The organism is Acidobacteriota bacterium, from assembly GCA_009838525.1.
Taxonomy (GTDB): domain Bacteria; phylum Acidobacteriota; class Vicinamibacteria; order Vicinamibacterales; family UBA8438; genus VXRJ01.
Genome location: VXRJ01000031.1, coordinates 20,554 through 46,657, shown reverse-complemented (window position 1 = coordinate 46,657; position 26,104 = coordinate 20,554). Strand labels below are relative to the sequence as shown.

Annotated in this window: 24 protein-coding genes and 1 tRNA gene; 21 read left to right on the top strand and 4 right to left on the bottom strand. The window is 66.8% G+C overall.

Annotated elements, in window-relative coordinates:
* Positions 1–2 precede the first annotated feature (2 nt).
* Positions 3–779, bottom strand: coding sequence for an enoyl-ACP reductase (locus F4Y45_13055; GenBank protein ID MXY25428.1), 777 nt, complete (start codon positions 777–779; stop codon positions 3–5).
* 11 nt (positions 780–790) lie between these two features.
* Positions 791–1,258, bottom strand: coding sequence for a hypothetical protein (locus tag F4Y45_13050; protein ID MXY25427.1), 468 nt, complete (start codon positions 1,256–1,258; stop codon positions 791–793).
* Between the two features lie 192 nt (positions 1,259–1,450).
* Here F4Y45_13050 and F4Y45_13045 point away from each other — a divergent pair, with 192 nt between their 5' ends.
* The 10 genes from F4Y45_13045 to mqnE all read left to right on the top strand — a co-directional run bounded on the left by F4Y45_13045 (position 1,451) and on the right by mqnE (position 10,459).
* A complete protein-coding gene (locus F4Y45_13045; GenBank protein MXY25426.1) occupies positions 1,451–2,821 on the top strand; it encodes a pyridoxal-phosphate dependent enzyme in 1,371 nt (456 codons plus the stop codon).
* 51 nt (positions 2,822–2,872) lie between these two features.
* Positions 2,873–3,280 (top strand): M67 family metallopeptidase, encoded by a 408-nt coding sequence (locus tag F4Y45_13040; protein ID MXY25425.1) that lies wholly within the window; start codon positions 2,873–2,875, stop codon positions 3,278–3,280.
* A 30-nt stretch (positions 3,281–3,310) separates the two neighbouring features.
* Entirely contained in the window at positions 3,311–3,592 is a 282-nt protein-coding gene (locus F4Y45_13035; protein ID MXY25424.1) for a MoaD/ThiS family protein, read from the top strand.
* The gene (gene moeB, locus F4Y45_13030; protein MXY25423.1) at positions 3,589–4,746 is read left to right on the top strand and encodes a molybdopterin-synthase adenylyltransferase MoeB; all 1,158 of its coding nucleotides are present in this window, start codon (positions 3,589–3,591) and stop codon (positions 4,744–4,746) included. Before F4Y45_13035 ends, moeB begins: the two co-directional genes overlap by 4 nt.
* A 137-nt stretch (positions 4,747–4,883) precedes the next feature.
* Positions 4,884–5,372 (top strand): Rrf2 family transcriptional regulator, encoded by a 489-nt coding sequence (locus tag F4Y45_13025; protein ID MXY25422.1) that lies wholly within the window; start codon positions 4,884–4,886, stop codon positions 5,370–5,372.
* A gap of 87 nt (positions 5,373–5,459) precedes the next feature.
* Complete coding sequence (locus F4Y45_13020) at positions 5,460–6,641, top strand: aminotransferase class V-fold PLP-dependent enzyme (GenBank protein MXY25421.1); 1,182 nt, start codon at positions 5,460–5,462, stop codon at positions 6,639–6,641.
* Positions 6,641–7,003: an iron-sulfur cluster assembly accessory protein gene (locus F4Y45_13015; protein MXY25420.1), complete on the top strand. Its 363-nt coding sequence runs from the start codon at positions 6,641–6,643 to the stop codon at positions 7,001–7,003. The genes F4Y45_13020 and F4Y45_13015 overlap by 1 nt, the downstream gene beginning before the upstream one ends.
* Before the next feature lie 74 nt (positions 7,004–7,077).
* The gene (locus tag F4Y45_13010) at positions 7,078–8,673 is read left to right on the top strand and encodes a trehalose-6-phosphate synthase (GenBank protein ID MXY25419.1); all 1,596 of its coding nucleotides are present in this window, start codon (positions 7,078–7,080) and stop codon (positions 8,671–8,673) included.
* Between the two features lie 97 nt (positions 8,674–8,770).
* A complete protein-coding gene (locus F4Y45_13005; GenBank protein MXY25418.1) occupies positions 8,771–9,256 on the top strand; it encodes a hypothetical protein in 486 nt (161 codons plus the stop codon).
* An 81-nt stretch (positions 9,257–9,337) separates the two neighbouring features.
* Positions 9,338–10,459, top strand: coding sequence for an aminofutalosine synthase MqnE (gene mqnE / locus F4Y45_13000; GenBank protein ID MXY25417.1), 1,122 nt, complete (start codon positions 9,338–9,340; stop codon positions 10,457–10,459).
* A 15-nt stretch (positions 10,460–10,474) separates the two neighbouring features.
* On the opposite strand, the gene F4Y45_12995 is transcribed toward mqnE, so the two are convergent.
* Positions 10,475–11,278: an IS1 family transposase gene (locus F4Y45_12995; protein MXY25416.1), complete on the bottom strand. Its 804-nt coding sequence runs from the start codon at positions 11,276–11,278 to the stop codon at positions 10,475–10,477.
* Positions 11,279–11,815: 537 nt separating this feature from the next.
* Between F4Y45_12995 and F4Y45_12990 the strand changes: the two genes are divergently transcribed.
* The 5 genes from F4Y45_12990 to F4Y45_12970 all read left to right on the top strand — a co-directional run bounded on the left by F4Y45_12990 (position 11,816) and on the right by F4Y45_12970 (position 15,617).
* The gene (locus F4Y45_12990; protein ID MXY25415.1) at positions 11,816–11,890 is read left to right on the top strand and encodes a hypothetical protein; all 75 of its coding nucleotides are present in this window, start codon (positions 11,816–11,818) and stop codon (positions 11,888–11,890) included.
* Positions 11,891–12,485: 595 nt separating this feature from the next.
* The gene (nadA, locus tag F4Y45_12985) at positions 12,486–13,616 is read left to right on the top strand and encodes a quinolinate synthase NadA (protein MXY25414.1); all 1,131 of its coding nucleotides are present in this window, start codon (positions 12,486–12,488) and stop codon (positions 13,614–13,616) included.
* Positions 13,617–13,697: 81 nt separating this feature from the next.
* Complete coding sequence (locus F4Y45_12980) at positions 13,698–14,297, top strand: superoxide dismutase (protein ID MXY25413.1); 600 nt, start codon at positions 13,698–13,700, stop codon at positions 14,295–14,297.
* Positions 14,298–14,355: 58 nt separating this feature from the next.
* The gene (locus tag F4Y45_12975) at positions 14,356–15,156 is read left to right on the top strand and encodes a hypothetical protein (GenBank protein MXY25412.1); all 801 of its coding nucleotides are present in this window, start codon (positions 14,356–14,358) and stop codon (positions 15,154–15,156) included.
* Positions 15,153–15,617: a hypothetical protein gene (locus tag F4Y45_12970; protein MXY25411.1), complete on the top strand. Its 465-nt coding sequence runs from the start codon at positions 15,153–15,155 to the stop codon at positions 15,615–15,617. The genes F4Y45_12975 and F4Y45_12970 overlap by 4 nt, the downstream gene beginning before the upstream one ends.
* Before the next feature lie 24 nt (positions 15,618–15,641).
* On the opposite strand, the gene F4Y45_12965 is transcribed toward F4Y45_12970, so the two are convergent.
* A tRNA-Arg gene (locus F4Y45_12965) sits at positions 15,642–15,718 on the bottom strand.
* A 163-nt stretch (positions 15,719–15,881) separates the two neighbouring features.
* Between F4Y45_12965 and F4Y45_12960 the strand changes: the two genes are divergently transcribed.
* The 6 genes from F4Y45_12960 to F4Y45_12935 all read left to right on the top strand — a co-directional run bounded on the left by F4Y45_12960 (position 15,882) and on the right by F4Y45_12935 (position 26,061).
* The gene (locus tag F4Y45_12960; GenBank protein MXY25410.1) at positions 15,882–17,189 is read left to right on the top strand and encodes a cytochrome c; all 1,308 of its coding nucleotides are present in this window, start codon (positions 15,882–15,884) and stop codon (positions 17,187–17,189) included.
* A 27-nt stretch (positions 17,190–17,216) separates the two neighbouring features.
* Complete coding sequence (locus F4Y45_12955; GenBank protein MXY25409.1) at positions 17,217–18,098, top strand: hypothetical protein; 882 nt, start codon at positions 17,217–17,219, stop codon at positions 18,096–18,098.
* 72 nt (positions 18,099–18,170) lie between these two features.
* On the top strand, positions 18,171–18,929 hold the full coding sequence (locus tag F4Y45_12950; GenBank protein ID MXY25408.1) for a DUF1499 domain-containing protein: 759 nt from the start codon (positions 18,171–18,173) through the stop codon (positions 18,927–18,929).
* Between the two features lie 38 nt (positions 18,930–18,967).
* On the top strand, positions 18,968–21,676 hold the full coding sequence (locus F4Y45_12945) for a hypothetical protein (protein ID MXY25407.1): 2,709 nt from the start codon (positions 18,968–18,970) through the stop codon (positions 21,674–21,676).
* Positions 21,677–21,868: 192 nt separating this feature from the next.
* Positions 21,869–23,524, top strand: a complete 1,656-nt coding sequence (locus F4Y45_12940; GenBank protein ID MXY25406.1) for a site-specific DNA-methyltransferase — start codon at positions 21,869–21,871, stop codon at positions 23,522–23,524.
* On the top strand, positions 23,521–26,061 hold the full coding sequence (locus tag F4Y45_12935) for a restriction endonuclease subunit R (GenBank protein MXY25405.1): 2,541 nt from the start codon (positions 23,521–23,523) through the stop codon (positions 26,059–26,061). Before F4Y45_12940 ends, F4Y45_12935 begins: the two co-directional genes overlap by 4 nt.
* Positions 26,062–26,104: the final 43 nt, after the last annotated feature.

Sequence of the window (26,104 nt, the reverse complement as noted above, 5' to 3'; positions counted from 1 at the left end):
GGCTACATCCCGGTGGCGTGGTAACCGCCATCCACCATCACCACGTCGCCCGTGATCCCACGGCCTCCGGGGCCGAGGAGCGCCACCGCGGCGTCGGCCACCTCGTCGGCGTCCACCGTCCGGCCGAGCGGCGACTGCGCCCGGTAATGATCGAGGATCTGGCTGAATCCGGAGATGCCGGACGCGGCGAGGGTCTTTATCGGCCCGGCCGACAGGGCGTTCACCCGGATGTTGCGCGGACCGAGGTCTGTCGCCAGGTAGCGGACCGTCGCTTCGAGCGCCGCTTTCGCCACTCCCATAACGTTGTAGTGGGGGAAGACGCGCTCGCTTCCGAGGTAGGTGAGAGTCAGGATGCTGCCCCCGCCGCGCCGTTCCATCAGGGGCGCCGCGGCGCGTGCGAGCGGAACAAGCGAGTAGGCGGAAATGTCCAGCGCCTGTGTGAAGTCGGCGCGCGTCGTCTCCAGGAACGGCTCCGAGATCGCCTCGCGTGAGGCGAACGCAACGGCGTGCACGAGAAAGTCCAGCCCGCCCTGCGCCCTGTCGACCGCGCGGAGGAGATGGGAAATCGCCTCGTCGTCGGTCACGTCGCACGGCACCAGTTGGGCCGGCCGCTCAAGCGTCTCCGCCAGCTTGCGCGTTTTCGCCTCGAACCGCTCTGTCGCGTAACTGAGGGTCAGTGTCGCGCCCGCCGCATCGGCTGCCTTGGCAATCGCCCAGGCGAGGGATCGCTGGTTGGCTACGCCGACGATCAGACCATGTCGGCCGGAAAGAAGACCCATGCCACGGGCGGCTAGCGGGAGCGGCCGCGATTACGGCGCGAGCGAAACCGACCCTGGCTCCGGCCTTCACGGTTGCTGGCCACGTTCCCGTTGGGCTGGCCATTGCTGTCACCCGCCTGGCCGCCGCGGAATCGGTTGCGGCGGCGCGATTTGCCACCTTGCTTCTGCCCTGCCTTCCGGGCAGGCTGGGGTGTGGGAGGTGGATCCCAGGTGTTGCCGAAGTTGTCGGGCAGATCGGTCCGGTCGGCCGGGTTCCGACCGGTCCGCTGATGCATCGTGAAGACGGGCGGCTGCCGACTGGGCTGAAGGGGCGTGCCGTCAGGCGCCGGGAGGCTGGCCCGGATCAGCGGGCGCCGGACCGGTCCGTCGCCACTCTTGCTGCCGTTGGGTTCCGCCGCAGCTTGCTTGGCGGCTTCGCTCTCGTTTTCGTTTACGTACGCGTCCGCAGTGTTCGCCTCACGGGCTTGGCGTTCCGCCATCCAGTGTCTCCCGAACTCGTCAGAACTACGCGTGTGCAGGCTGATCTAAGGATCTGGCAGCTACGCAGGGTTCACCACGGGCTGCCAGGGAAAGGTACGCGCCTGCGTGCAGAAGCCCGAGCATAACAGAGGGTGAACGCAGTGGCAAGGCCGGGAACTGATGGCGGCCGGATCGGGTAGGATCAAGGGTTCATGGACGATCACGCGTTGCGCGTCTACGACTCGATTCTGGGCCTCCTTTCCGGGGCCGAGAACCCGACGCCGATCGTCCGCCTGAACCGGGTGACGCCCTATCGGGAGACGACCGTCTACGCCAAGCTGGAGTGGTACAACCCCTTCGGCGCGGTCAAGGATCGCGTCGCCGCCAACCTCCTCGACGATGGCGAGCGGCGTCATGCCGTCGGAGAACACCAGAAACTCGTCGAGCCGACATCGGGCAACACCGGGATGGCTCTCGCGATGCTCGCGAACGCGCGGGGCTACGCGCTCACTACGCCGATGTCCAGCGAGGTGCCGCTCGAGAAGCGGACGATGCTCCGCCTCTTCGGCGCTGACGTCATGGAGTTGCAGGACACGCTCTGCCCGGCGCCGGGCGCGCCGGAGGGGGCGATTGCGCGTGCGGCGGAGATCGGCGACCGCCCCGACTTCCACATGCTGAACCAGTACGCCAACGAGGCGAACCCGGAGGCGCACTACAAGACGACCGGACCGGAGATCTGGCGGCAGAGCGAGGGGCGGGTGACGCACTTCGTCGCCGGGCTGGGCACCTGCGGCACCATCACCGGCACCGGACGCTTCCTGAAGGAGCAGCGGGCCGGCGTGCAGGTGCTGGGCGTCTATCCGCAGGAAGGGCACGACATCCCGGGCGTGCGGAGCCTCCGGCAGCTGCAGCAGACCAAGCTCTTCTTTCCCGACGAGTACGACGGGATGGTGGAGGTGTCGAACCAGGCGGCCTTCGATCTCTGCCTTCGGCTGAACCGCGAGGAGAGCATTGTTGCCGGGCCCAGTTCCGCGATGGCCCTGCAAGGGGCGTTCGAGCTCGTGCCGGACGCGCCGGGGAATGTCGTCGTCGTGATTTTCCCCGACAACGCGTTCAAGTACGCCTCGTCGGTGGTGAAGCATTTACCGGGACTGCTCCCGGCAGGGGCGAAACCGGCGGCGGCGCAAAAGGACCCGCTGCTCGAGACGATGCGCGAGCATGTCCGCAACAACGCCGACCTGACCATCAGCGTCGAGGCGGCGCGGCAGGAACTGGAAACGGGCCGGCCGTTCGTCGTCGATGTCCGGCCCGCGGCGCAGTACCGCGAGGCGCACCTGCCGGGGGCGGTCAGCATGCCGCTGGCCGAGATGGACGAACGTCGCCACGAACTTCCGGCGGATCGCGCCACGCCGATTCTGAGCGTTTGCCAGCGGGGGAACGCGTCGCTTTCCGGGCTGCTGTTCCTCAAGTCGCTCGGGTATCGCAACGTGCGCAGCATGACCGGCGGGACGCTGGCCTGGCGTCAGAGGGGATACGCGGTCGAGTCCGAGCCGGCACCGGCCGCGGTGGCGACCGCCGACTAGCGGGCGGCAGGCCATCGCGGTCACCAGCGTTCAGGCGAGGTGAGACATTCGATGCTGACGTTGCGCGCCGACGCGGACACCGACATTCGCCGGCATGGGCGGGAGAGTTACCCGCACGAATGCTGCGGCGCGTTGATTGGCCGCGGCGGAGTCGTCGAGGAGGCGCTGGCGCTGCCCAATACTTCCGAGGAGGGAACTCGAAGGCGGTTCCGGATCCGTCCCACCGACTATCGGATGGCGGAGCGGCGCGCCGCCGCGCGCGGCGGCGACCTGGTCGGTTTCTACCATTCGCACCCCGATCATGCGGCGCGGCCGTCCCGGTATGACCTCGACCACGCCTGGCCGATCTTCGCCTACGTGATCGTCTCGGTGGAGGAGGGCGAACCGGCGGCGATGACATCGTGGCGTCTGCGAGAGGACCGGTCGGCGTTCGACGAGGAACCCCTCTCGGTGGGATAGAGAGACAGAAGGACGGAACGCGAGCGAGACATGCCAACGAAGATCTTTATCCCGACGCCGCTGCGCGGCTATGCGGGTGGCAACGACGTGGTGGAAGCGGACGGGGCGACGGTGGGTGAAGTGCTTGCCAACATGGCGGCGGAACACGCCGGGTTGCGCAAGCATCTGTACGGCGAGGACGGCCGCCTGCGCAAGTTCGTCGCGATCTACGTGAACGACGACGACATCCGCTTTCTCGAGAAGGAGGCGACGCCGGTCAAGGCGGGCGACACGGTGAGCATCATTCCCTCCGTGGCGGGAGGTGCCGCATGACCGCGACGGCTCCGCCGCTGTCTCTCTCGGCGCAGGAGCTGGCCCGCTACGACCGTCACCTGATCATGCCCGAGGTCGGCATGGAAGGGCAGTTGCGCCTCAAGGCGGCAAGCGTGCTCTGCATCGGCGCGGGCGGGCTCGGCTCGCCTGTCGCGATGTATCTCGCCGCGGCCGGCATCGGCCGGATCGGAATTGTCGATTTCGATGTCGTCGACTACAGCAATCTGCAGCGGCAGGTGATTCACGGCACGCCGGACGTCGGTCGCTCGAAGCTGGAATCGGCCCGGGACACGCTGTCGTCCATCAACCCGGAGGTGAACCTCGACCTGCACGACATCGCCCTCTCGTCGAAGAACGCGCTTGACGTGCTGCGCGACTACGATGTCGTCATCGACGGGACCGACAACTTTCCGACCCGCTATCTCGTGAACGACGCGTGCGTCCTGCTGAGCAAGCCCAACTGCTATGGCAGCATTTTTCGCTTCGAGGGGCAGGCGTCGGTCTTCGCGGCGAAGGACGGACCCTGCTACCGCTGCCTCTATCCGGAGCCGCCGCCGCCGGGGCTCGTGCCGAGTTGCGCGGAGGGAGGCGTGCTCGGGATCCTGCCGGGCGTTGTCGGAACCATTCAGGCCACCGAGGCGGTCAAGCTGATTGTCGGCACCGGGGAGCCCTTGATCGGCCGTTTCATGATCTACGACGCGCTGAAGATGCGATTCCGCGAGATGAAGCTGCAGCGCGATCCGGAGTGTCCGGTGTGCGGCGACAACCCGACGGTGACCGAACTGATCGACTACGAGCAGTTCTGCGGAATCCGTCCCACGCCGGCTCAGCCGGCGGACGATGAAGTGACCGTCGAGCAGCTCAAGGCGCGCATCGACGCCAACGACGGCGTCTTCATCCTCGACGTGCGCAAGCCGCACGAGTACGAGATCTGTTCCATTCCCGGCTCGACGCTGATCCCGCTCGACGAAATCGAGCACCATCTGGACGAGTTGCGCCAGCCGCGAGAGATGATCGTCCACTGCAAGTCGGGCGCCCGCAGCGCCAAGGCGGTCAAGCTGCTCCGCGAGCACGGTATTGTGAATGCGTACAACCTGAAGGGCGGCATCCTCCGCTGGATCGACGTCGTCGATCAGTCTCTGCAGAAGTACTAGCATCCCGTGGTGAAACCCCCGCTCTCGGTGCTACGCAGGGTTTCACCACGGCCTGCCAGCGCGCCGTGGCGGCGCGGTTGAAGGCCGGCGGCGGGCGGACTAGAATGGCCCTGTTGCGGCAGGCCTGGGGGTAGCCGATGCTGCGTTTCTCCAAGAAGGCGGATTACGCGCTGATCGCACTGGCGGATCTCGCGTCGCGTCCGGAAGGTGCGTCGTCGAGCGCGCGGGAGATCGCCGAACGCTACAACATCCCCGTCGAGTTGATGGCGAAGGTGCTGCAACGGCTCGTCCGCATGGGGATGGTCGCCTCGCATCAGGGGACGCGCGGCGGTTATCACCTCGCGCGCGACGCCACCCGGATCTCGGTCGCCGACGTTATTCAGGGGATCGACGGACCGGTGCTGGTCACGGCCTGCTCCGACGAGGACGAGAGCTGCGATCAGTACGACAAGTGCAACGTGCGGGATCCGCTCTGGCGCCTGAAGGACCGGATCGTCCAGTCGCTCGCCGCCTTCACCGTGAACGAACTGGTGGAGGACGACGGGCCGGAGCCGCTGCCGGTGACACTCGTAACGCGCCGCCCGGACGAGACGGTCGGCAGCGCCGCCGCGGATCGTGCTCCCTGACCGGCGCGTAGCGGCGGGTGTTGATCGCGCGCAGGAACCACGCCATCCGACATAGCTGATAGCCTCGGTCTTCGCACGTCTTTCATCATGCAGGGCCAACCCGTCTACCTCGACCACCACGCGACGACGCCGGTCGATCCGCGCGTCGTGGAGGCGATGCTGCCGTTCTTCTCGGAGAAGTTCGGCAACGCGTCGAGCCGGCATCATCCGTTCGGTTGGGAGGCGCGTGACGCGGTGGCGGTGGCGCGGAAGGAAGTGGCGAGGGCAGTCGGTGCCGATCCGCGCGAGATCGTCTTCACCAGCGGCGCTACGGAATCGGACAACCTGGCGGTGCGCGGTGTCGTCACGGCGGACGAGCGGCGTCCGGTCCACGTCGTGACGATGACGACGGAGCACCACGCCATCCTGGATCCGTGCCGGCGCCTCGAACGGGAGGGAGCGGAAGTGACGTACGTGCCGCCCCTTCCGGACGGACTGTGCGACCCCGCGGCGGTCGCGGCGGCGCTCCGCCCGGACACGCGCCTGGTGTCGGTGATGGCGGCGAACAACGAGATCGGCGTCGTGCAGCCGATCGCGGAGATCGCGGAGCTGACGAAAGCGCGCGGCATCCCGCTGCACACCGACGCGGCGCAGGCGGTGGGCAAGATCCCGATCGATGTCGACGCGCTCGGCGTCGACCTGCTGTCGTTCACCGCGCACAAGTTCTGTGGTCCGAAGGGGATTGGCGCACTGTATGTCCGGCGCCGCCGGCCGCGGATCGCGCTCGCGCCGCTCGCCGACGGCGGCGGACAGGAAGGGGGCCTGCGGTCCGGCACCCTGAACGTCCCGGGGATCGTCGGCTTCGGGACTGCGGCCGCAATCGTGCGCGCGGAGCTGGCGGATGAAGCGCAACGGGTCGGGGCGATGCGGGACCGGCTGCTGGCCGGTCTGCGGGAACGGCTCGACGGCGTGACCGTCAACGGCTCGCTCGTAGCCCGCGTTCCCCACAACCTGAACGTCAGCTTCGACGGCATCGAAGGAGAATCGCTCCTCGTCGGGCTGGACGACATCGCGGTTTCGTCGGGCGCCGCCTGCACCACCGCCAACCCGGAGCCGTCGCACGTGCTGGCCGCGATCGGCGTCCCGGTCCGCCTCGCGCGGGCCTCGGTCCGCTTCGGGCTGGGCCGGACCACTACGGTGGACGAGATTGACTACGCGGTCGAGAAGGTGGCGAGCCTCGTGACGCGGCTGCGGCAACTCGCCCCGGTCGGCGTCAATCGACTAGACTGATGGGGCGGACGGTGGGTGAGGCGTCCGGGAGAGGGATGATCGAAATAACCCCGGCGGCGGAGAAGCGGATTCGCGACGCCATGGCGACCGAGGGAGCGGCCGGCGGCGGGCTGCGCGTCGGCGTTCGCGCGGGCGGTTGCTCCGGTTTCAGCTACCTGTTCGAATGGGAGAAGGCGCCCCGTCCAAACGACGAGGTGTTCGAAGCAGCGGGCGGGACGCGCATTTTTGTGGACCGGAAAAGCTACAAGTACCTGCGTGGGACCGTCCTCGACTGCGACCCGAACATGCTGGGCCAGTCACTGATCTTCCGCAACCCGAACGCGACGAGCGAGTGCGGCTGCGGACTGTCGTTCGACGTGTAGCCGTTTTCCTGGCTGCCCTGTCAAGGGCACGCCAGCGCGGATCAACGTAACTCCGGCGCCGTCGGAGCGCCCGAATGGCCCCACGAACCGTAACCGTCCGCCCAGGGTCCTCCACGCAGGCGGACGCGCGCTCAGCCCGGCGCGCGGAATCGGGTTCGGCGTCACGCGACCGGCCGCTCGTGGTCGTTTCGAACCGCGAGCCATACCAGCACAGCCACCACCCGGACGGCTCGATCGTTGCGTCCCCGACCACGGGCGGCGTTGCCGTCGCGCTCGATGCCCTGATGCGGGAGCGCGGCGGTGTCTGGATCGCGCACGGCTCCGGCGACGCCGACCGCGAGGTGGTGGACGAGAACGACCGCGTCGGGGTGCCGACCGATCAGCCCGGCTACCTGCTGCGCCGGCTATGGCTTACTGAGGGCGAGGCGCTGCAGTACTACGAGGGGTTCTCGAACGAGGGACTCTGGCCGCTCTGCCATGAGGCCCACGTCCGTCCGGTCTTCCGCACGCCGGACTGGGAGGCCTACCAGCGGGTGAACGGGCGGTTCGCCGACGTCATCGAATCGGAACTGCCCGATCCCACGGTTCCCGTCTTCATTCAGGACTACCACCTCGCCCTGGTGGGCGCCAAGCTGCGCCGGCGCCAGCCCGGCGTGAAGACGGCGATCTTCTGGCACATTCCGTGGCCCAGCCCCGACCGGCTCAGGATTTGCCCCTGGCGGCGCGAGCTCCTCGATGGACTGCTGGGCAACGACCTGATCGCGTTTCAACTGGATCGCGACCGTCGCAACTTCCTGACCGCGGCGCGCGAGGATTTCGGCCTCGACGTTACGCGCAACACGGTGCGGCGGGGCAACCGGATCATCGCCGTGAAAGCGGTGCCGATCGGCGTCGACTACGACCGCATCCAGCAGATCACGCAGGATCCGACGCTCGACGAGGAAATGGCGCGGCTGCGGCAGGAGCTGGGGCTCGACACGCCGTACATCGGCATCGGCGTCGACCGGCTCGACTACACGAAGGGCGTGCTGGAGCGTCTCGAGGCGATCGAGCGGCTGTTCGAACAACGGGCCGACTTGCGGGACTCGCTGACCTTCGTGCAGATCGGCGTCCCGTCGCGGTCCAGCCTCCGGAGCTACGTGGACGTGGTGGAGGCGATCGACCGGAAGGTGGCGGATATCAACGCGCGTTACGGATCGGGCCGCGGCGCGATCCGCTACCGAAAGTCGGCGTTCCGCATCCGGCGGCTCGTCGCGCTCTACCGACTGGCCAACTTTTGCGTCGTCAGCTCGCTCCACGACGGCATGAACCTCGTGGCGAAGGAGTTCGTCGCGGCGCGGCAGGACGACGACGGCGCCCTGGTCCTGAGCGAGATGGCGGGCGCCGCCCAACAGTTGCACGACGCGCTGATCATCAACCCGTACGACGTCGACGGCTTCGCGGCCGCGATCGGTCAGGCCATCGACATGCCCCATGCCGAGCGTCGGCGCCGGATGCACGCGATGCGGCGCGTCGTTGCTGGCCGGAACATCTTCGGCTGGGCGTCGGACATCCTCCAGGACCTCGAGAGGCTCGACCCCCGTGCGCTCCCACCGCACCCCGGCCGGGCCGAGGGTAACGTCGAAAGGCTGATCGCGCGGAAGGTCCGCAACCGGGACGATCCGAAGTAGGCGCCCGCTACCTCGGGAGCACGCCCCGCAACAATCGCCTGCGGATACCATGGCAGCACCGTCAAGGCTGGCCTAGGTGGCGTGCTAGACTCGCCGAATGTCCCTCCTGTCGCACAGCATGCGCGCCTATTACCTGCCGCTCGCGGCGGGGATCGTGCTGGCGATGAGCGCGTTCATGCCATGGATGCTGATCGGCGACCGGGGCATCGGCGGCCTCCCCAGCGTCGCCGGCTTCTGGGTGCTCGGCCTGGGCCTGCTGTCGGCGCTCCTGGCGACCCTTAGCGTCATCACCCGCAAGAACTCGCGGCATCCGTTGCTCGTCGTCGGCCTCACCGCGTTCGCCATCGTCCTGCTTAGCGAGCAGTGGATGGAACGCACCACCGCAGATCAGATCTGGGCGCAGTCGCAGGCGCAGGCAATCGTCTCGGGCACCGGCGCCACCGTAACGCTGCCCGATCCGACGATGGCGCCTGGCGCCTATCTGGCCCTCGGCGCCGCGACCGTCATCGTGCTTTTCGGCATGACGATTGTTGTCCGGCGGGTGTCGACTCCGTACGCGGTTGGGGAGGACGACGACGTCTGAGCCTTCGGGCCAGCCGGCCCCCGTGGAAGGGGGCCTCTGGATTCTCTTACGGCCCTTTGCTCGCGTTTCGGGAACGGTGCTATAACCTGCACAGTGTGGGCCAGACTGCGTGCCGCCGGGCTGGACGACGTCGCCGACCGGGTCGATGCCGGTAAACGGCTGACGCTCGACGACGGCATCCGGCTGTTCGCGGCCCCCGACCTTTTCGCGGTCGGCTGGCTTGCCAACCGCGAGCGCGAGCTGCGCCACGGCGCGCGGACCTACTTCAACCACAACATCCGCCTCGAGGCGACCAACGTCTGCGTCGCGAGCTGTCTGTTCTGCGCCTTCGCGCGGCTGCAGCCCGGCGACGCCGGCGCGTACACGATGAGCCTGGAGCAGGCGTGGGACAAGCTGCGCGAGCGGTCGGACCAGGCGCTGACCGAGGTGCACGTCGTCAACGGCCTGCACCCGGATCTGCCCTGGGACTACTACCTGGAGCTGCTGCGCGGCTTCAAGCGGATCCGCCCCGACATCCACCTGAAGTGCTTCACGGCCATCGAGATCGCCTTTTTCTCGGAGCTCTACGGCAAGACCGACGAGGAAGTGCTGCGCGAGTTGATGGAGGCCGGGCTCGACTCACTGCCGGGGGGCGGGGCGGAGGTCTTCGCCGAGCGGGTTCGCCGCAAGATCTGTCACGACAAGGCGGATGCCGATCGCTACCTGGCAATCCACCGCCTCGCGCACGGCCTCGGAATGCGCTCGAACGTCACCATGCTCTACGGCCACATCGAGACGGACGAAGAGCGGGTCGATCACATGCTGCGGACTCGGGCGTTGCAGGACGAGACGGCCGGCGTGCAGGCGTTCATCCCGCTGGCGTTCCATCCGGACAACAACCAGATGCGGAAGCTGCCGGCGCCGACCGCGGCCGACACGCTACGCGTGCATGCGGTCGCCCGGCTCATGCTCGACAACGTTCCGCACGTCAAGGCGTTCTGGATCGCGACGGGCGTCGACGTTGCCCAGACGTCGCTTTGGTTCGGTGTCGACGATCTCGACGGCACGGTTCAGGAGGAGCGGATCTACCACATGGCGGGGGCCCGCACGCCGGAGGCGATGACGCCCGATCAGATCAGCCATCTGATTCGCACCGCCGGGCGTGAGCCGGTGGAGCGCGACACGTTCTACAACGTCGTCCAGCGTCCACCGGCCGAGCGGTAGTGGTCAAGTTTGAAGTCAGGCGGCCTGCCTGGCTTCGCGTTCTTCGAGCAGGGTGACGACGTCGCGGATGGTCCAGAGGCGGCGGCTCACTCCGGCGCGCATGGCCGGGGTGCAGCGCAGGGAGCCGTGGATCCGGACGAAGTTGTAGTGCATGAAGTGCAGGGCGACGGCGTGGGCGAGGTTCTCGACCTTCTTCGAGAAAGCGTTGGTGCGTCGGGTGTAGCGTCGGATCTGCATGCGCATGGTGAGGTTCTGGCGCTCGATGTAGCTGGTCGAGATGTGGGCGTGGTCGGGGTCGCCGCTGTGCACCTGGGGGTGGCTTTTCCCGTCGTTCTTGGCGGTCTGCGCATAGTCGACGCGTCGGCCGAAGGCGAACCGGACGGCCTCGGCGTAGGGCGGGAAAGCGTCGGTGCTGATCTGCGGGGGTTCGAGGAGTCTGCCGGCGAGGTCGAGCATGAATTCACGGGTGGTGTCGGCGTCGCGCGGTCCGATCAGCCAGGCGGGGACGAGCTTGGTGTCGGCGTCGATCGCTACGAACGTCCAGACGTCTCCGTATCCGAAGGTGTCGCGCTTGCTCGCGGGGACGTTCTTCGCCTTGGCGTAGCAGTACTGCCACAGCTCATCGCACTGGATCCGGCGGCAACGCAGGTTCCGGAGCGTTTCGTCCTGGTAGCTCGAGCAGATCGGTCCGAGGTCCTCCAGCAGCTTGAGGACGGCCGGCTTCGAGACTCCGGTCAACCGGGCGGTGGAGCGGATGCTGTTGCCTTCAACGAGAGCGGCGATCACGCTGCCGCGGCGGTCGGTGGACAGGCGGTTCATGGTGGGGCCTCGGGATCATCTTCGGAGGTTGCGGCGGATCTGGCGGTTGCGCGGGCTGTCGCAGGAGCGGGTGGCTGCGCTCGAGGTGGTGGTCCGTCGTCAATGTGAACCGGACGCGGCCGTCGGGGTTGACGTCGCGCGGGGTGGTGGGCGTATGCTTAGACACAGCTGTCCTCCTGGGGCAGCTCGTCGGGTTGCCTCCGACGTAAAGCCGCCCGTTAGAACGCCTCGGCATCATGCCGGGGCGTTTGCCTGTACGAGGGCGATTCTAAGGCTCGACAGCCACGTAGTCGAGCAGCATGTCCGCGCGTCCGTCCGCCGGGTAGAACCGGGCTTCGATGTAGCTGTCGTCCGCGAACGTCCATCGCACAAGAACATCTTCGCCACGGCGCTCGCTGGTCGGGGCGACTTGGCTCTCCGCCGGCATCTGCGCGTAGAACTGGTTGATCGTGGTCTGGTCCAGTCGCGCGGCGATCACGGTTTCCGCCCACTGATCCGCCAGCGTGGGAGCGGCTTCCGGCTGCGGTTCCGGCTGCACTGCCGCTACCTGTGTTGCTTCTGGTGTGGCTGGCTCGCCGCCGAAGATGGCAGCCAGGGCGACGATGGCGATGATGCCAGCGAGGGGAATGGCGACGACTCCGGCGGCGGTGTAGGCAACGATGCGGACGATGCGCGTCATGGTGACCTCCTCCGGCTCGCGACCGGAATTGGTCACCGGGCCGGATGCCACTCAATGCTGCACGTGTCGGTGCGTGCGGATCCGCCTGATTCCCCGCGGTGCGGGTGTTCTATTCAGCGGCGACCCGATGTCGGGCCGACACGTCTGATTACAGCAGCGAGTGGCGTTCGCATCGTAACAGGAAAAACCGGGCGGTGGAGCTAGTCGTTACCGGCGGGGTCGTCTGGCGGGTCGGCGGGGCGTTTCTTCTTGGGCGGCGCCGGGGGTTCCTGGGGCGGCTCTCCGGACAGCCGGATCGCACCCTGCAGGAGGGCGTGGGCGAGGCGGTTCGGGTCGCGTGGCGGGCGCTTCACGTCGGATCGAGCATATCCGGGGCCGCGGCGGGGGGCAAAACTGACCACTGCCGGCCGAGCCCCTTTTGTCGCTGACGTGATACGCTAAATCTGTGAGCGCGGGCCGTCCGCGCTTTTTTGTTGTCCGCTGCTTGAGAAAAATTTCACAAGCGGGGCCGTGAAAGGGTAGTCGGGGATGGATGTCGCGCTACTGACGGAATTCGAGAAGACGCAGGTCGCCGAGCGCCAGCCGCTGCCGGATCGCTACCTTGGGCTGTCGGACGACGAGATGGCGGAGCGCATCGCGCAGGCGAAGGCGGACCTCGGTTCGCGGCTGCTCATCCTGGGTCACCACTATCAGCGCGACGAGGTGATCCGGTTCGCCGACTACACGGGCGATTCGTTCCGTTTGGCGGGGCAGGCGGCAAAGTGCGACGACGCGGACTACATCGTTTTTTGCGGCGTCCACTTCATGGCGGAGAGCGCCGATGTCCTGAGCGCGCCGAACCAGCAGGTGGTGCTTCCCGACCTGGCGGCTGGCTGCTCGCTGGCCGACATGGCGGCGGCGGATGAAGTGGAAGTCTGCTGGGAAGAGCTCAACGCGATGGGCGCGACCGATGTCGTGCCGGTGACGTACATCAACTCCGCGGCGGCCATCAAGGCGTTCTGCGGCGAGCGGGGCGGCGTCGTCTGCACCTCCGGCAACGCGCGGCCGACCCTCGAATGGGCCTGGGCGCACGGCCGGCAGGTCCTCTTCCTGCCGGATCAGCACCTCGGACGCAACACGGCCTACGCTATGGGCGTCCCGCTCGATCAGATGGTCGTCTGGGATCCGGAGCTGCCCAACGGCGGCGTCCAGCCTGACGCGCTTCGCGCCGCGCGGCTGATTCTGTGGAAGGGACACTGCTCGGTCCACGAGCGATTCACGGTCGCCCAGGTGGAGCAGGTGCGGCGCCGGTATCCCGACGTGCGCGTGATCGTTCATCCGGAATGCTCATGGGACGTCGTGCAGGCGGCGGACGAGAGCGGTTCGACGGAACGGATCATCCGGACGATCACGGCGAGTCCGCCCGGGTCGATCTGGGCGGTCGGGACCGAGGTCCACCTGGTCAACCGCCTCGCGGCGGAGCTCGCACCGGAACGCACGGTACTCACCCTCGACCCGATCGGCTGCCTCTGTTCGACAATGTTCCGGGTCTCTCCCAATCACCTGCTCTGGGTGTTGGAGGGGCTGCGCGAGGGCGCCGTCCACAACCGCATCACGGTGCCCGACACGGAGGCCCGCTGGGCCCGGGCGGCGCTCGACCGGATGCTGGAGATCCACTAGGATCTACGGTTCAGTCACCACTCACCGAACCCGCTCGGGAGACCACCGGACCCTATACGACAGTCAAGGAGCACGAACGTCATGGCCCACGAACTGCCGGCTTTGCCGTACGACTACCGCGCGCTCGAGCCGCACATCGACGCACGCACGATGGAGATCCATCACACCAAGCACCACAACACCTACGTCACGAAGCTGAACGGCGCCATCGCCTCGCATCCCGATCTGGCCGACAAGGGTGTGGACGAGCTGATCGCCGACCTCGCCGCCCTGCCGGAGGCGATCCGGACCGCGGTTCGCAACAACGGCGGCGGCCATTCCAACCACACGATGTTCTGGCAGGTGATGGGGCCGAACGGCGGCGGGGCGCCGACGGGCAACGCCGCGAACGCTATCGACGCCGCGTTCGGATCGTTCGACACCTTCAAGGAGCAGTTCGCGGCGGCGGGGGCCGGCCGGTTCGGCAGCGGCTGGGTCTGGCTGATCAACCGTGGCGGCTCGCTCAGCATCGAGAGTTCGCCGAATCAGGACAGCCCGATCATGGAAGGGAAATCGGCCATCCTCGGCCTCGACGTCTGGGAGCACGCCTACTACCTGAAGTACCAGAACCGCCGCCCTGACTACATCAACGCCTGGTTCAACACGATCAACTGGAACGAGGTGAACCGGAGACTCGGCTAGGCGCCGTTCTCGGTGCTACGCGGGTCTCGCCACGGGCTGCCAGCTTCCGGGGGGCGGGATGGCTTCGGTCCTGTTTCTGTTTCTCGCCCACCTCGGCATCGGCATCGCGGCCTCGCTGCTTCTCATCTCGCGGGCGGCCGGGGTGCAGTTCTTCCGGTTCAACGCCGGGCTGGCGTCGATCCTGCTGCTGATCGCGTTCGCCTTCCGGCCGGAGGCGCCGGCGGAGACGTTTCTGGCATCGGCCGGATGGTGGGCGCTCGTGATTGCGACGGGCGCGCTGCTCGTCTACTGGGCCAGCATCGGGCGCGCCCTGGCGGCCCTTCGGGCGCCGCTGCTCTGGACCACACTGATCGGCGGCCTCGTCGCGATGGTCATCCAGGCGGCGGAGTGGGCGGCGGTGGAGGCGGGACCGCCGGCCCTGCTCACGGCGGTCAGCTTCGCGTCGTCCGCAGCGCTGCTGGGCGGGAGCTGCACGGCGATGATCCTCGGCCACTGGTACCTGGTGCTGCCGTCCATGGACGTGGAGCTGCTGAAGGGAATCGTGAAGTTCCACATCGGATCCACGCTTGCGCGAATCGCGGTCGTAGCAGCCGTGGTCGCCGTCGCCTTCGCCACGTGGCAGGCGCCGTCCGGCGCCGGCTTCGATCGCTACGTGCTGTCGCTGGAGGGGGTCTTCTTCTGGCAGCGCGTGCTGTTCGGGCTGGCCGGTCCCCTCGTGCTGGCGTACCTCACCTGGGAGACGGCCAAGATCCAGTCGACGCAGTCGGCCACCGGCATCCTCTACGTCGACTTCTTCACCGTCATCGTCGGTGAGGTGCTGGCCAAGTACCTGCTCGTGTCGCAGCGGGTCCCGCTATGACGGTCACGGTCGTCTGTCCCGACTGCGAGAGCCACCTTCCGGTTGCGGCCGCCGAGGCGCCCACCGCGATTCAGTGCGGCAAATGCGAGCGGGCCATCGCTCTCAACGTGACGGAAACCGTCCGCGAGGGGGCTGGGGTGGATCGGTGCCCCGTCTGCGAAGGCTCCGACTTCTACCGCCGCAAGGACTTCGACCCGAAGCTGGGTCTCGCCGTCATCATCACCGGCGCCCTCATCAGCGCCGGTTTCTACTGGTTCGGCCTCGACCTGATCGCCTACAGCGTGCTGGGCGCCGCCGCGCTGCTCGATCTCATCGTCTACGGCCGCCTCAAGGACATCACTGTCTGCTACCGGTGCCACACCGAGTTCCGCGGAGAGCGGGCTCCCACCGCCGACATTTTCGACCTGCACACCGCCGACGTGCTGGAACTCGAATGGGCTCGCCGGCTCGGCAAGCGGTAGTTGTGAAGGTGAGAAACGGGTGTTTGGCGCGCCCTGCAGGATTCGAACCTGCGGCCTCCTGGTTCGTAGCCAGACGCTCTATCCAGCTGAGCTAAGGGCGCACTTCTAGAATCAATGATATCTCACCGAGACTCCGAGTCCGCTGCGAGATCAGGCGGGTTCCAGAGTATGCTAGTCCACTGTCATCGAGACGTGTGCGTCTGAACGCGAAGGATCTGGAATCGTGGGTGCCACGTGCCGTCAATGAGGCGTAGGAGGATCGCTGTGAGATTCATTCAGCCGCTTGTTGTCCTGCTGTTGGGGGCCTTGCTGTTGCCCGGCGCCGCCGTCGCGCAGTCCGCCGACCCGGAAGAGCCGACATTTGCGAACGATGTCGCACCGATTCTGTATGAATCGTGCGTCAATTGTCACCGGCCGGGCGAGATCGCGCCGATGTCGTTGATCAGCTACCAGGAAGTGCGACCGTGGGCGCGGTCCATCAAGAACAAGGTCGAGACACGCGCCATGCCGCCGTGGCATCTCGATCGCCATATCGGGATTCAGAAATTCAAGAACGACCCATCGCTCACTGATGCGCAAATCGCCACGATCGTGAGGTGGGTCGACAACGGGGCGCCGCAGGGCAACCCGGCCGACACGCCGACGCCCCCGGAATTCGCGCCAGCGGACGCCTGGCAGATCGGTGAGCCCGACCTGGTCGTCCGGTTCCCGGACTACACGGTCCCGGCGGCGGGTCCAGACCTCTTCGGAAACCTGTTCGAGGACTTCGATCTCGAAGAGGATCGCTACATCACGTCGATCCAGACTCGGCCGGTTGGCGATCTCTCGCGCCAGGTCGTGCACCATGCGCTGTCGTATGCCGTCGAGCAGAACGAAGAGGGCGAATCAATGGGAGGCGGCATCTTCCTCGTCGAGTATGCGTCCGGGAAGCAGGCGGAGATTTACCCGCCCGACTCCGGTCTCCTCCTGCCGGGCGGCACTGAAGCGAGACTGAGCTACCACCTCCATTCCATAGGTGAAGAGGTCGACGCGCAGATGGAGCTCGGGATCAATTTCCTTCCGAAGGGGACGGAACCGAAACACATCCGGTACTCGAAGCAACTCGGAGGCTCGCAGGGACAGGTCATCGGCGTCCTCGACATCCCGGCCGGTGAAATAGCACGGTCCGACGGTTATACGCGGTTCAACAAGGCGGCGCGAATCACTATGTTCCAGCCGCACATGCATATGTTGGGCATCTACCAGTGCATTGAGTTCATCTACCCGACCCAACCGGTCAAGGCGGAGACGGTGAACTGCGCGAGTTTCGACTACAACTGGCACCTGAACTACAACTACGCGGACGATACGGCGCCGCTCATTCCGGCCGGGACGATCCTGCATGTGACCAGTTGGCACGACAACTCGGCGGCCAACCGCGCCAACCTCGATCCCAGCAACTGGGTTGGCAGCGGTCAGCGCACCATCGACGAAATGGGATTTGCCTGGATCGGCTGGTACGATCTGACCGACGAGGAATACGAGGCGGAGCTGGCGGAGAGAGAGGCGGCGCGAAGCAAGACGAACGACTAGCGCCGGCGCCGCCTCACGAGGATACGCATGTCGAAACAGTTCAGGTGGGTCGGGGCCTTGTTCACGGTCGCGCTGGTTCTGGGGTCTTCCCCCCGAGGCCTCGCCCAAGCGGATCCGCAGAACTACCTCTTCAATTCGGGACAGACGATCCAGCCCTTCTTCGCAGGCTGGGCTCACAACCCCGACAGCGGCTACGAGATGCACTTCGGCTATCTGAACCGGAACTACGTCGACGAACAGCACGTCCCGATTGGCCCGAACAACCGGTTCGAGTCGGGCGAAGCGGACCGAGGCCAGCCGACGTTCTTCTATCCCCGCGTCAATCGTCGGGTGTTCAGCGTCACGGTCCCGGCCGATTTTGGTGAGGAGGAGGAGCTCGTCTGGACCGTGACGGTCGGCGACGAGACCCATCGGGCGGTCGGGTGGCTCCAGCCCGAGTGGGAGATCGACCCGAATCCTCTTGCCCGATTCGTCGGCGGGGAATTGGCCGCTAACCAGGCGCCGACGCTGGCTGTCGATGTCCCGCGATCGGTCAGCCTCCGCGGCTCGCTCACCATGACTGCCACGGTGACCGATGACGGGCTGCCCCCACCGCGCGAGCGGAGGCGCGGGGGCAGCAACGTGTTGCCGACGTTCGAACCGGAAGGCCCGCGGCTGCCGGTGAATGTCCCGCAGATTCAACCGGAGAATCGGCTCCGTCCAACGCGCGCGGAAGTGGGCCGGCTCACGGTGATCTGGACCCAGTGGCGGGGGCCGACCGGTGTGGCACTCGACGTCCAGGGCGAACCCGGGGCCGACCAGGCGACGGTGACCGCAGCGTTCGAGTCGCCGGGCGACTATGTGTTCCGCGTCCAGGCGTCCGACGGCCTCGCGACGGTGACCGAAGACATCGCCGTTACCGTTCGTTGACCGGGGCGCGCGCAAGGATTGCCCTCCATTCCCACGTTGCCCTCGCGGCGGCGCAGGCAGACCCGGGACGTCGTGTTGCTTGCCGGTACGCTGGCCGTTGCGGCGGCGCCGCTCGGTCATCGGACGGGACTACTGCCGGCCGGCGGGGCGTTGGGGCTGGTGGCGGTCGCCCTTCTGCCGTTGCTCTGGGTGCTGGCCGCTGGCCTGTTGAGGCTGGCGCGTGGCGGGCTGGAACAGCTCGATCTGCGAAACGGTGCTGGACTGGTCCTGGCGGCAGGGGCCAGCGCGATACCCATCGCAACGGTGGTCCTGTCCATCGGCGCCCCGGCAATCCACGACATCACCACCGACACGGAAGATCCGCCTCGCTTCGAGGCCATCGTCGCAGCGCGCGGCAGCGCGTCGAATCCGATCGAATACCGGGGACCGGCGCTCGCGGCAACCCAGCGCGCGGCGTACCCCGATATTCAACCGCTGATCGTCGCCGGGAATCCCGGTGATCTGGCCGACGTTGCCCTTGCCGTGGCGAGAGAGCTCGGGTGGCAGGTTGTCGCGGCGGAGCCCTTCGGTTCGGAGGAAATACGCGACACCGGCCGGGGTAGCCGGCGCGCTTCCGAGCAGTACCGCGACGTAGTGATCGAGGCGACCGCCACGACCTTCTGGTTCGGCTTCAGGGACGACGTGGTGGTGCGGTTGCGCAGCGCCGACGGCGTACCTGGCGCGACGACGGTGGACGTCCGGTCGATCTCGCGCGTCGGCATCGGCGACCTCGGCGCCAACGCCGCTCGTATCCGGGAGTTCCTCGACCGGCTCGAGGCCGCCGTCGGCTAAGCGCCGCTGCCGATAGAGGACAGCGGGGCACCCATCGAGTGGGTCGTCAGGACGACCCGGCGCTGACCTGGGCCCAGGCCTTCGCGGCTGGCGCTCCGGTGGTCGGTGGGAAGGGCTGGAACCTTGCCCGACTCGCGCGGTACGGCTTTGCTGTGCCGTCCGGCGGCGTTGTGGCCGCTTCGGTCTACGCTGACCTGTTCCGGGCGCCGGACGTGGCTGCGCTGGTGCTGCCGCTGACGACGGTGACCCCGGACGAAATCGGCGACGAAGAGGTTCAGGCGCGTCTTGCCGCACTCCGCGACCGCGTCATCCGCGAGGGCCTTCCCTCGGTCACGCGCGCGGCGGTGGGCCGGTTCCTGCGTCAGGCCGGCCTGGAGGATCGGCCGGTCGCTGTCCGTTCGTCCGCCGTCGCGGAGGACGGCGCCGATACGGCGTTCGCCGGCGTCCACGAGAGCTACCTCGGCGTGACCGGGCTCGACGCGGTGTGTGCGGCCGTGTCGCGCTGCTTCGCCTCGCTATGGACCCCGCATGCCGTCGCCTATCGGCGGCGCATGGGCGTGGCCGACGACGCCACCCCGTGCGCGGTGGTGATCTGCAAGATGGTGGGCGATCCCCACGACGGCCCGCGGGCGGCCGGCGTTGCCTTTTCGTGCGAGCCGGTCACCGGCGAGCGGCAGGTCGTGACCGTCGAGCTGGCGGCGGGCCTGGGCGACGCCGTCGTCCAGGGAGCTGTCGCGCCGCAACGGTACGCGGTTCGCCGGTCCGGTCCGGACACCGAGATCGCCCGGCTGGACGAGACGGGCGGCGCTCCCATCCTCGACCGCCGGGAGATAGAAGCGCTCGCCGGCGACATCGTACGGGTCCACTGGGCCCTCGGCGACGGGGACACGCCGCAGGACGTGGAGTGGGCCTACGACGGCCGGACGTTCTGGATGCTCCAGTCCCGGCCAGTCACCCGGCTGCCCCGCTGGACCTTCCCCGGCGTTCCCACCGGGACGACGACCTGGTCGGATGCCAACATTCGCGACTCGCTTCCCCGGCCCCTGACGATGGCGACCTGGTCGTTGCTGGACCCGACCGCGCAAGCGATCGTGTACGCGTCGGCCCAGGCCGTCCAGTACCCGCTGCCACGTGGCATGCAGGTGCTGCGCCGGTTCGGCGGGCGCCCCTATTTTGATCTCGACAGCCTGCAATGGAGCTTCTACGACTCGGTTGGCATTGCGCCGGCCGACACGAACCGCGCCCTGGGCGGTTTCCAGCCGGAGATCCCGGTGCCGAAGGGGCACCCGCTCCTCGGCCGGGCCGGCCTCGCCCGCGTGTGGCGCCGGCTGCGGATGGCGCGCCGCCTCTTGCGGTTCGAACGGGACGCCCCCCCGCAGATCGACGCGATGATCGCACGAGCCCGGGAGAGCCGCTCGGCGGATCTCTCGACCCTGAGCGACGACGCGCTTGGGGCCCGCTTCCGGGATCTGCAGTCGCTGGGTGTCACGTATCAACCGGTCGTGCAGCTCGCCGCTTCCTACTATGGGGGTTGGGTGAAGCTGATGGAGGACGTCCTCGGACTGGCCTCCCGCCATGAAGTAAGGCCGCTCGTTACCCGTCTCCTGGCGGCGTCGGGTGACGTCGCCAGTGCGGAGCATGGGTATAGCGTGAGCGAGCTCGCAGAGAGCGCCGCCGGAGACTCGGCCGCGCTGGCCGCCCTGAAGGACCCTGATCCGTTCGCCTGGCGTGAGCTGCCGGCGGATGCCCCGTTCCGCGTCGCGATGCAGGCCTACCTGGATCGGTACGGTCACCGGGCGGTCTTCGAGGTGGAGATGGCCAGCCCCCGCTGGGCGGATGATCCGCGTTACGTGCTCGAGCAGGTGCGTTTCCACCTCGACCATCCGCCATCGCGTGACCTCCGGTCGCACGCGACCGACGTGCGGCGGCAGGCGGAAACGGATCTGGCGACGGTCCATGTCTGCCTCCGGCCGATCGCTCGGCGGATACTGGCTCGCGCCCGACGGGGCGCCGCGCTGCGCGAGAACGCCAAGTCGGGGGTGGCGGCGGCCGTTGCACTCCACCGGCAGATTCTGCTCGAGGTGGGGCAGCGCATGCAGGCCGCCGGCCGCATCGCCTCCGCGGACGACGTCTTTCACCTCAGCCTCTTCGAGATCGAAGCGTGGTTGAAGAAAACCTGGGACGGGCTCGGCGCGGCCGCCCTGGTCGGCGACCGCCGGGCAAGCCTTGCCGCCCAACAGGAACTGGAGCTTCCCGGCGTGATCAGGGACCCGCCTTCAGCGGGGCTGAGTGCGCCCGCCCGGTCGCCCGAGGCCCCGAGGCCCACACTGGACGGCGACGCATGGCCGGGCATCGCGGCGGCGCCGGGTGCGGCCGAGGGCGTCGCATGCGTGCTGCGCACGCCCCATGACGGCAGCCGGATGCGGCGGAACGACGTGTTGGTGGCGCCCTCCACGGACCCTGGCTGGACGCCGTTGTTCCTGCGCGCCTCCGCGATCGTCATGGAGACCGGCGGCTACCTGTCGCACGGCGCCGTCGTGGCCCGCGAGTTCGGGCTGCCGGCGGTGGTCAACGTGCGGGATGCCATGCGCGCGATCGCGAACGGCGACCGGCTCCGGGTGGATGGCAACGCCGGCCGGGTCACCCGGATCGAGCACGCGCGGCCCACCGGCGGCGGGTTAGCCGCTCTCAACGCCCGTGTTAGCATGAACTCGTGCTCGCTACCCACCCGATCAACTCGCCGTTAGCCGGCACCGACCCTTCGGTCTAGACAGGCCGGCGGGATCACTGATGACACTTGGCAGCCCGCCGCCGACAGGCAGGCGAGTCCAGTGGAACACGGCGCGTACATCCATGCTGAGGCTACGGATTGTGCAGGACGGTCCGCGCGCCGACGCTTGGCGTCGTCGGCGTCGCGGTACTTGTTGAGGGCCGCAGCAATGTCGTCACTGCGATTCAAGGGTAGAGCGTTCGTCGAGAACCACCACCTGGCCGTCCCGTTCCACGAGCTGAAGCCGGTTCGCGGTAAGGGACTGAGCCGGAAGGCGAGCCTGCACGACAACCTGATCGTCGAGGGGGACAACCTGGCCGCGTTGAAGGCGCTGCTGCCGACGTATCACGGCAACGTGAAGTGCATCTACATCGATCCGCCGTACAACACCGGCAACGAGAAGTGGCACTACAACGACCGCGTCAACTCTCCCATGATGCGCGAATGGCTGGGCAAGGTCGTGGACCGGGAGGATCTCACGCGCCACGACAAGTGGTGCTGCATGATGCTGCCCCGCCTGAAGCTGCTGCGCGAATTGCTCTCGGACGATGGCGCGATCTTTATTTCCATCGACGACAACGAGGTGCACCGGCTGCGTTCCCTCATGGACGAAGTGTTCGGTGAAGAGAACTTCGTCGCGACCGCGGTCTGGCAGAAGATCTTCTCGCCCAAGAACACGGCAAAGTACTTTTCTGAAGATCACGATTTCATCCTGGTCTACGCGCGAGACATCGAACGCTGGGCGCCGAATCTGTTGAAGCGCGGCGAGTCAGCGGTGGATCGGTACAAGAACCTCGACGACGACCCGCGTGGACCGTGGTCGTCGAGCGACCTGACTGCTCGCAACTACTACAGTCAAGGCACGTACGAAGTCACGAGTCCTTCCGGCAAGAAATTCAGGCCTTCGGTCGGGAACTACTTCCGGGTATCTCCGAATAGATTCACCGACCTGGATGCGGACGGACGGATTTGGTGGGGGCCGGATGGAGACAGCATGCCTCGGCTCAAGCGATACCTGTCGGAGGTCAAGCAGGGAGTTGTACCGCAGACGCTGTGGCTCCATTCTGACGTGGGCCATACACAGGACGCGAAGAAGGAACTCGTCTCCGTGCTGGATTTCGAGAAGTCGGAAGACGTGTTCAACACCGTCAAGCCCACCAGCTTGATCAGGCGCATTCTTCAGGTTGCCACCGACAAGGACTCCATCGTACTCGACTCCTTCGCCGGTTCTGGCACCACCGCACACGCGGTATTGGCTCAGAACAAGGAGGACGGAGGCAATCGTCGTTTCGTGCTGATTGAGTGCGAGAGCTACGTGGATTCGATCACTGCTGAACGAGTGCGGCGCGTCGTCAAGGGGGTTCCGGGTGCAAAGGACCCCGCCCTCAAGGCCGGGCTGGGCGGCACATTCAGTTATTTCAAGCTCGGTGCGCCCATGCGACAGCAGTCCCTGCTGGACGCAACCGCCCTGCCGGCCTACGAGACGCTTGCCGCCTATGTGTTTTTCACGGCGACCGGTGAGGAATTCGAAGAGGGACAGATCGAGAAGGAGCGCTGGTTCATCGGCCGAAGCCGACTGTACGACGTGTTCCTGATCTACGAACCGGATGTCGAGCAGCTCAAGAACCTTGCGCTGTCGCTCGACTTCGCCCGCGGACTTCCACCGTACCAAGATGGGCGGCGGCGGTTGGTCTTCGCTCCGACGAAGTATCTCGACGAGGACTTCCTGAACGAATACCGCATCACGTTTCAGCAGCTTCCGTTCGAAGTGTACGAAACGGTGGCGCAGACGGCGAAGAGACGCTCTCAAGGCGCTGCCACATGATCCTGAAGGAGTACCAGAAGCGCGCGCTGAACTCGGTCAGCGAGTTTCTCCAACGGTTGGCCGAGTGGCGCGCGAAACAGGCGAAGGTTCTGGAGGCGGACCCCGATACGACGTTCGACTGGGTGAGCCGCGCCTGGGAGGCGACCGTCCCGGCGCGCCCGTATCTTCCTCGGCGGAACGGCCTCGGCGAGCCGCTGCCGGCGTTCTGCCTCAAGATTCCCACCGGCGGGGGCAAGACGCTGCTCGCGACGAAGATCATCGATCTGGCCAACGTCCACTATCGACGGGACCCGCACGGGTTGGTGCTGTGGGTTGTGCCGACGACGCAGATCTACAACCAGACGCTCAGGGCACTGAAGGACCGCGGCCATCCGTACCGCCAGCAGGTCGATCTGGCGTCGGGCGGCCGCACGCTGGTGCTGGAGAAGACCAGCGGCTTCAGTCCCCGCGACGTGGCGGATAACCTCTGCATCCTGCTCCTGATGCTGCCGTCGGCCAATCGCGAAACCAAGGCCCAGCTCCGCATGTTCCGTGATAGCGGCGGCTTCGACCGTTTCTTTCCTGCCGAGGATGACGTCCAGGGCCAGCAGGCGTTCCTGAAGCGGACGCCGAATCTCGACACCTTCGAACAGGAGGGTGATTTCTGGGGACGGCAGGTCAAGACCTCGCTCGGCAACACGCTCCGCGTGCTGCGCCCCCTGATCGTGCTCGACGAAGGACACAAGGCCTACAGCCGCAACGCAAAGGCGACGCTGGAGGGGTTCAATCCGTGCCTGATCGTTGAATTGTCGGCCACGCCGCCGACGGGCGCGAACGTCCTGATCAACATCAGTGGTCAAGACCTGAACAAGGAGGAAATGATCAAGCTCGACCTCCGCATCCGGAACCTGGCGAGCACGAGCTGGAAGGACACGTTGCTGGCGTCCATCGAGCACCGCCAGCGTCTGGAGGTGGAAGCCCGGCGGTACGAGGCCGACACGGGCGAGTACATCCGACCCATCTGCCTGGTGCAGGTCGAACGCACGGGCCGCGACCAGCGACGGACCGGCGTCGTGCACGCCGAGGATGTCAGGGAGTACCTGCTGCACCATCCGGACATCGCCCGGAATCAGGTCGCCGTCAAGACGAGCCAGAAGGACGAACTGAAGGAAGTGGACGAGGTCGGCGGCCTGATGTCGCGCGATTGCCCCATCCGGTTCATCATCACGAAGCAGGCGCTGCAGGAGGGCTGGGACTGCGCCTTCGCCTACGTGCTGACCATCCTGACGAATCCCGGCTCGAAGAGCGCGCTAACGCAGCTTGTCGGCCGGATTCTCCGGCAGCCGCGCGCGAAGAAGACGCGTGTCGCGTGGCTGGACGAGAGCTACGTCTTCTGCTTCCAGCGCCGCGGGAACGAGTTGTTGAAGGAAGTCCGGCGGGGCTTCGGACTGGAGGGGTTGGGCGACCTTCAGGGCCGGGTCGTGCAGGCGGCCGACGGACCCTTGGAGGCGAACGAACGCACCGTCCGCCAGCGCGAACGGTACCGCAAGGCGACAGAGGACCTTGTACTGCCCGCGTTCATGGTCAAGGACGGGAAGGAATGGCGCCTCGTGCACTACGAGGCCGATATCTTGTCGCGCACGCGATGGGACGACGTGAACCTCCAGGGGCTGTTGGATCTTCCGCTGGGCGACGAGATCCGGCGCGATACGGAGTTGCGCGCCGGCCTCGGAACCGTGCCGCTGACCGCCGATACGGCTCCCGCGGCGGGGTGGACGCCCGCCGGCGGGGAGCCCACCGCGGACTATGCCTTCGCCGCCAGTCACCTGTTGGACGTCATGCCCAATCCGTGGCGAGGTTACGAGCTGATTCGGCGCACGTTCGATGCGCTGATCGAGAAGTATCCCCGCGAGCAGGTGGTGGGAAGCTACGTGTTTGTGCTCGACGAACTGCACAAGCACCTGGTGGGCGAACGCGATCGATTGGCGCGGGGCGTGTTCAAGGGGCTACTCGATGACGGGACGATGCGGTTCGTTGTCGTTACCCGCGACCTGGGTTTCAACCGTCTTCCACGCGCCGTCCAGCAGCCTGTCGATGCGAAGCAGGTGAACCGCACCGACGGCAGTCCGTATCAGCGCGATTTGTTGGAGCGAATGGTGGAGGGTGACCTGAACGAGCTGGAGCACAAGGTTGCAACGTACCTGGATCAACAGGAACGATTGTTCTTCTGGTACAGAAACCGCCCGCGCCACGACTACTTCGTGCAGGGCTGGAAGCGGGGACGCATCTACGCCGATTTCCTCGCTACGCTGCGGCCGGACGAGCCCGATGTCGACGACGCCTTCCATCGGGTCTTCGTCATCGAGACCAAGGGCATCCACCTCAAGCAGGCGGCGGACACTGCCTACAAGCGGTCTGTGTTCGACATCTGCTCCGAACATGCCCGCAAGGCGGACTGGGCCGAGTTCGTTCCGGCGATGAGCAGGGTCAAGATGCGCTTCGAGATAGTCGACGAAGAGGAATGGGAAAAGCGACTCAACGCAATGTTTGCGGAGTAGTTTTCAATGGTGGCACGTGGCCGCGCTCATGCAGCCTGCTTCG

Excerpts from the sequence above, each read along its gene's own strand:
- F4Y45_13010 (MXY25419.1), top strand. The coding sequence starts at position 7,078 with ATGGCCCCACGAACCGTAACCGTCCGCCCAGGGTCCTCCACGCAGGCG.
- F4Y45_13015 (MXY25420.1), top strand. The coding sequence starts at position 6,641 with ATGGGGCGGACGGTGGGTGAGGCGTCCGGGAGAGGGATGATCGAAATA.
- F4Y45_13035 (MXY25424.1), top strand. The coding sequence starts at position 3,311 with ATGCCAACGAAGATCTTTATCCCGACGCCGCTGCGCGGCTATGCGGGT.
- F4Y45_12935 (MXY25405.1), top strand. The coding sequence starts at position 23,521 with ATGATCCTGAAGGAGTACCAGAAGCGCGCGCTGAACTCGGTCAGCGAG.
- F4Y45_12955 (MXY25409.1), top strand. The coding sequence starts at position 17,217 with ATGTCGAAACAGTTCAGGTGGGTCGGGGCCTTGTTCACGGTCGCGCTG.
- F4Y45_12940 (MXY25406.1), top strand. The coding sequence starts at position 21,869 with ATGTCGTCACTGCGATTCAAGGGTAGAGCGTTCGTCGAGAACCACCAC.
- F4Y45_12970 (MXY25411.1), top strand. The coding sequence starts at position 15,153 with ATGACGGTCACGGTCGTCTGTCCCGACTGCGAGAGCCACCTTCCGGTT.
- F4Y45_13020 (MXY25421.1), top strand. The coding sequence starts at position 5,460 with ATGCAGGGCCAACCCGTCTACCTCGACCACCACGCGACGACGCCGGTC.
- nadA (MXY25414.1), top strand. The coding sequence starts at position 12,486 with ATGGATGTCGCGCTACTGACGGAATTCGAGAAGACGCAGGTCGCCGAG.
- F4Y45_12995 (MXY25416.1), bottom strand. The coding sequence starts at position 11,278 with ATGAACCGCCTGTCCACCGACCGCCGCGGCAGCGTGATCGCCGCTCTC.
- F4Y45_12980 (MXY25413.1), top strand. The coding sequence starts at position 13,698 with ATGGCCCACGAACTGCCGGCTTTGCCGTACGACTACCGCGCGCTCGAG.
- F4Y45_12975 (MXY25412.1), top strand. The coding sequence starts at position 14,356 with ATGGCTTCGGTCCTGTTTCTGTTTCTCGCCCACCTCGGCATCGGCATC.
- F4Y45_13005 (MXY25418.1), top strand. The coding sequence starts at position 8,771 with ATGTCCCTCCTGTCGCACAGCATGCGCGCCTATTACCTGCCGCTCGCG.
- F4Y45_13025 (MXY25422.1), top strand. The coding sequence starts at position 4,884 with ATGCTGCGTTTCTCCAAGAAGGCGGATTACGCGCTGATCGCACTGGCG.
- moeB (MXY25423.1), top strand. The coding sequence starts at position 3,589 with ATGACCGCGACGGCTCCGCCGCTGTCTCTCTCGGCGCAGGAGCTGGCC.
- F4Y45_13045 (MXY25426.1), top strand. The coding sequence starts at position 1,451 with ATGGACGATCACGCGTTGCGCGTCTACGACTCGATTCTGGGCCTCCTT.
- F4Y45_13050 (MXY25427.1), bottom strand. The coding sequence starts at position 1,258 with ATGGCGGAACGCCAAGCCCGTGAGGCGAACACTGCGGACGCGTACGTA.
- F4Y45_13055 (MXY25428.1), bottom strand. The coding sequence starts at position 779 with ATGGGTCTTCTTTCCGGCCGACATGGTCTGATCGTCGGCGTAGCCAAC.
- F4Y45_13040 (MXY25425.1), top strand. The coding sequence starts at position 2,873 with ATGCTGACGTTGCGCGCCGACGCGGACACCGACATTCGCCGGCATGGG.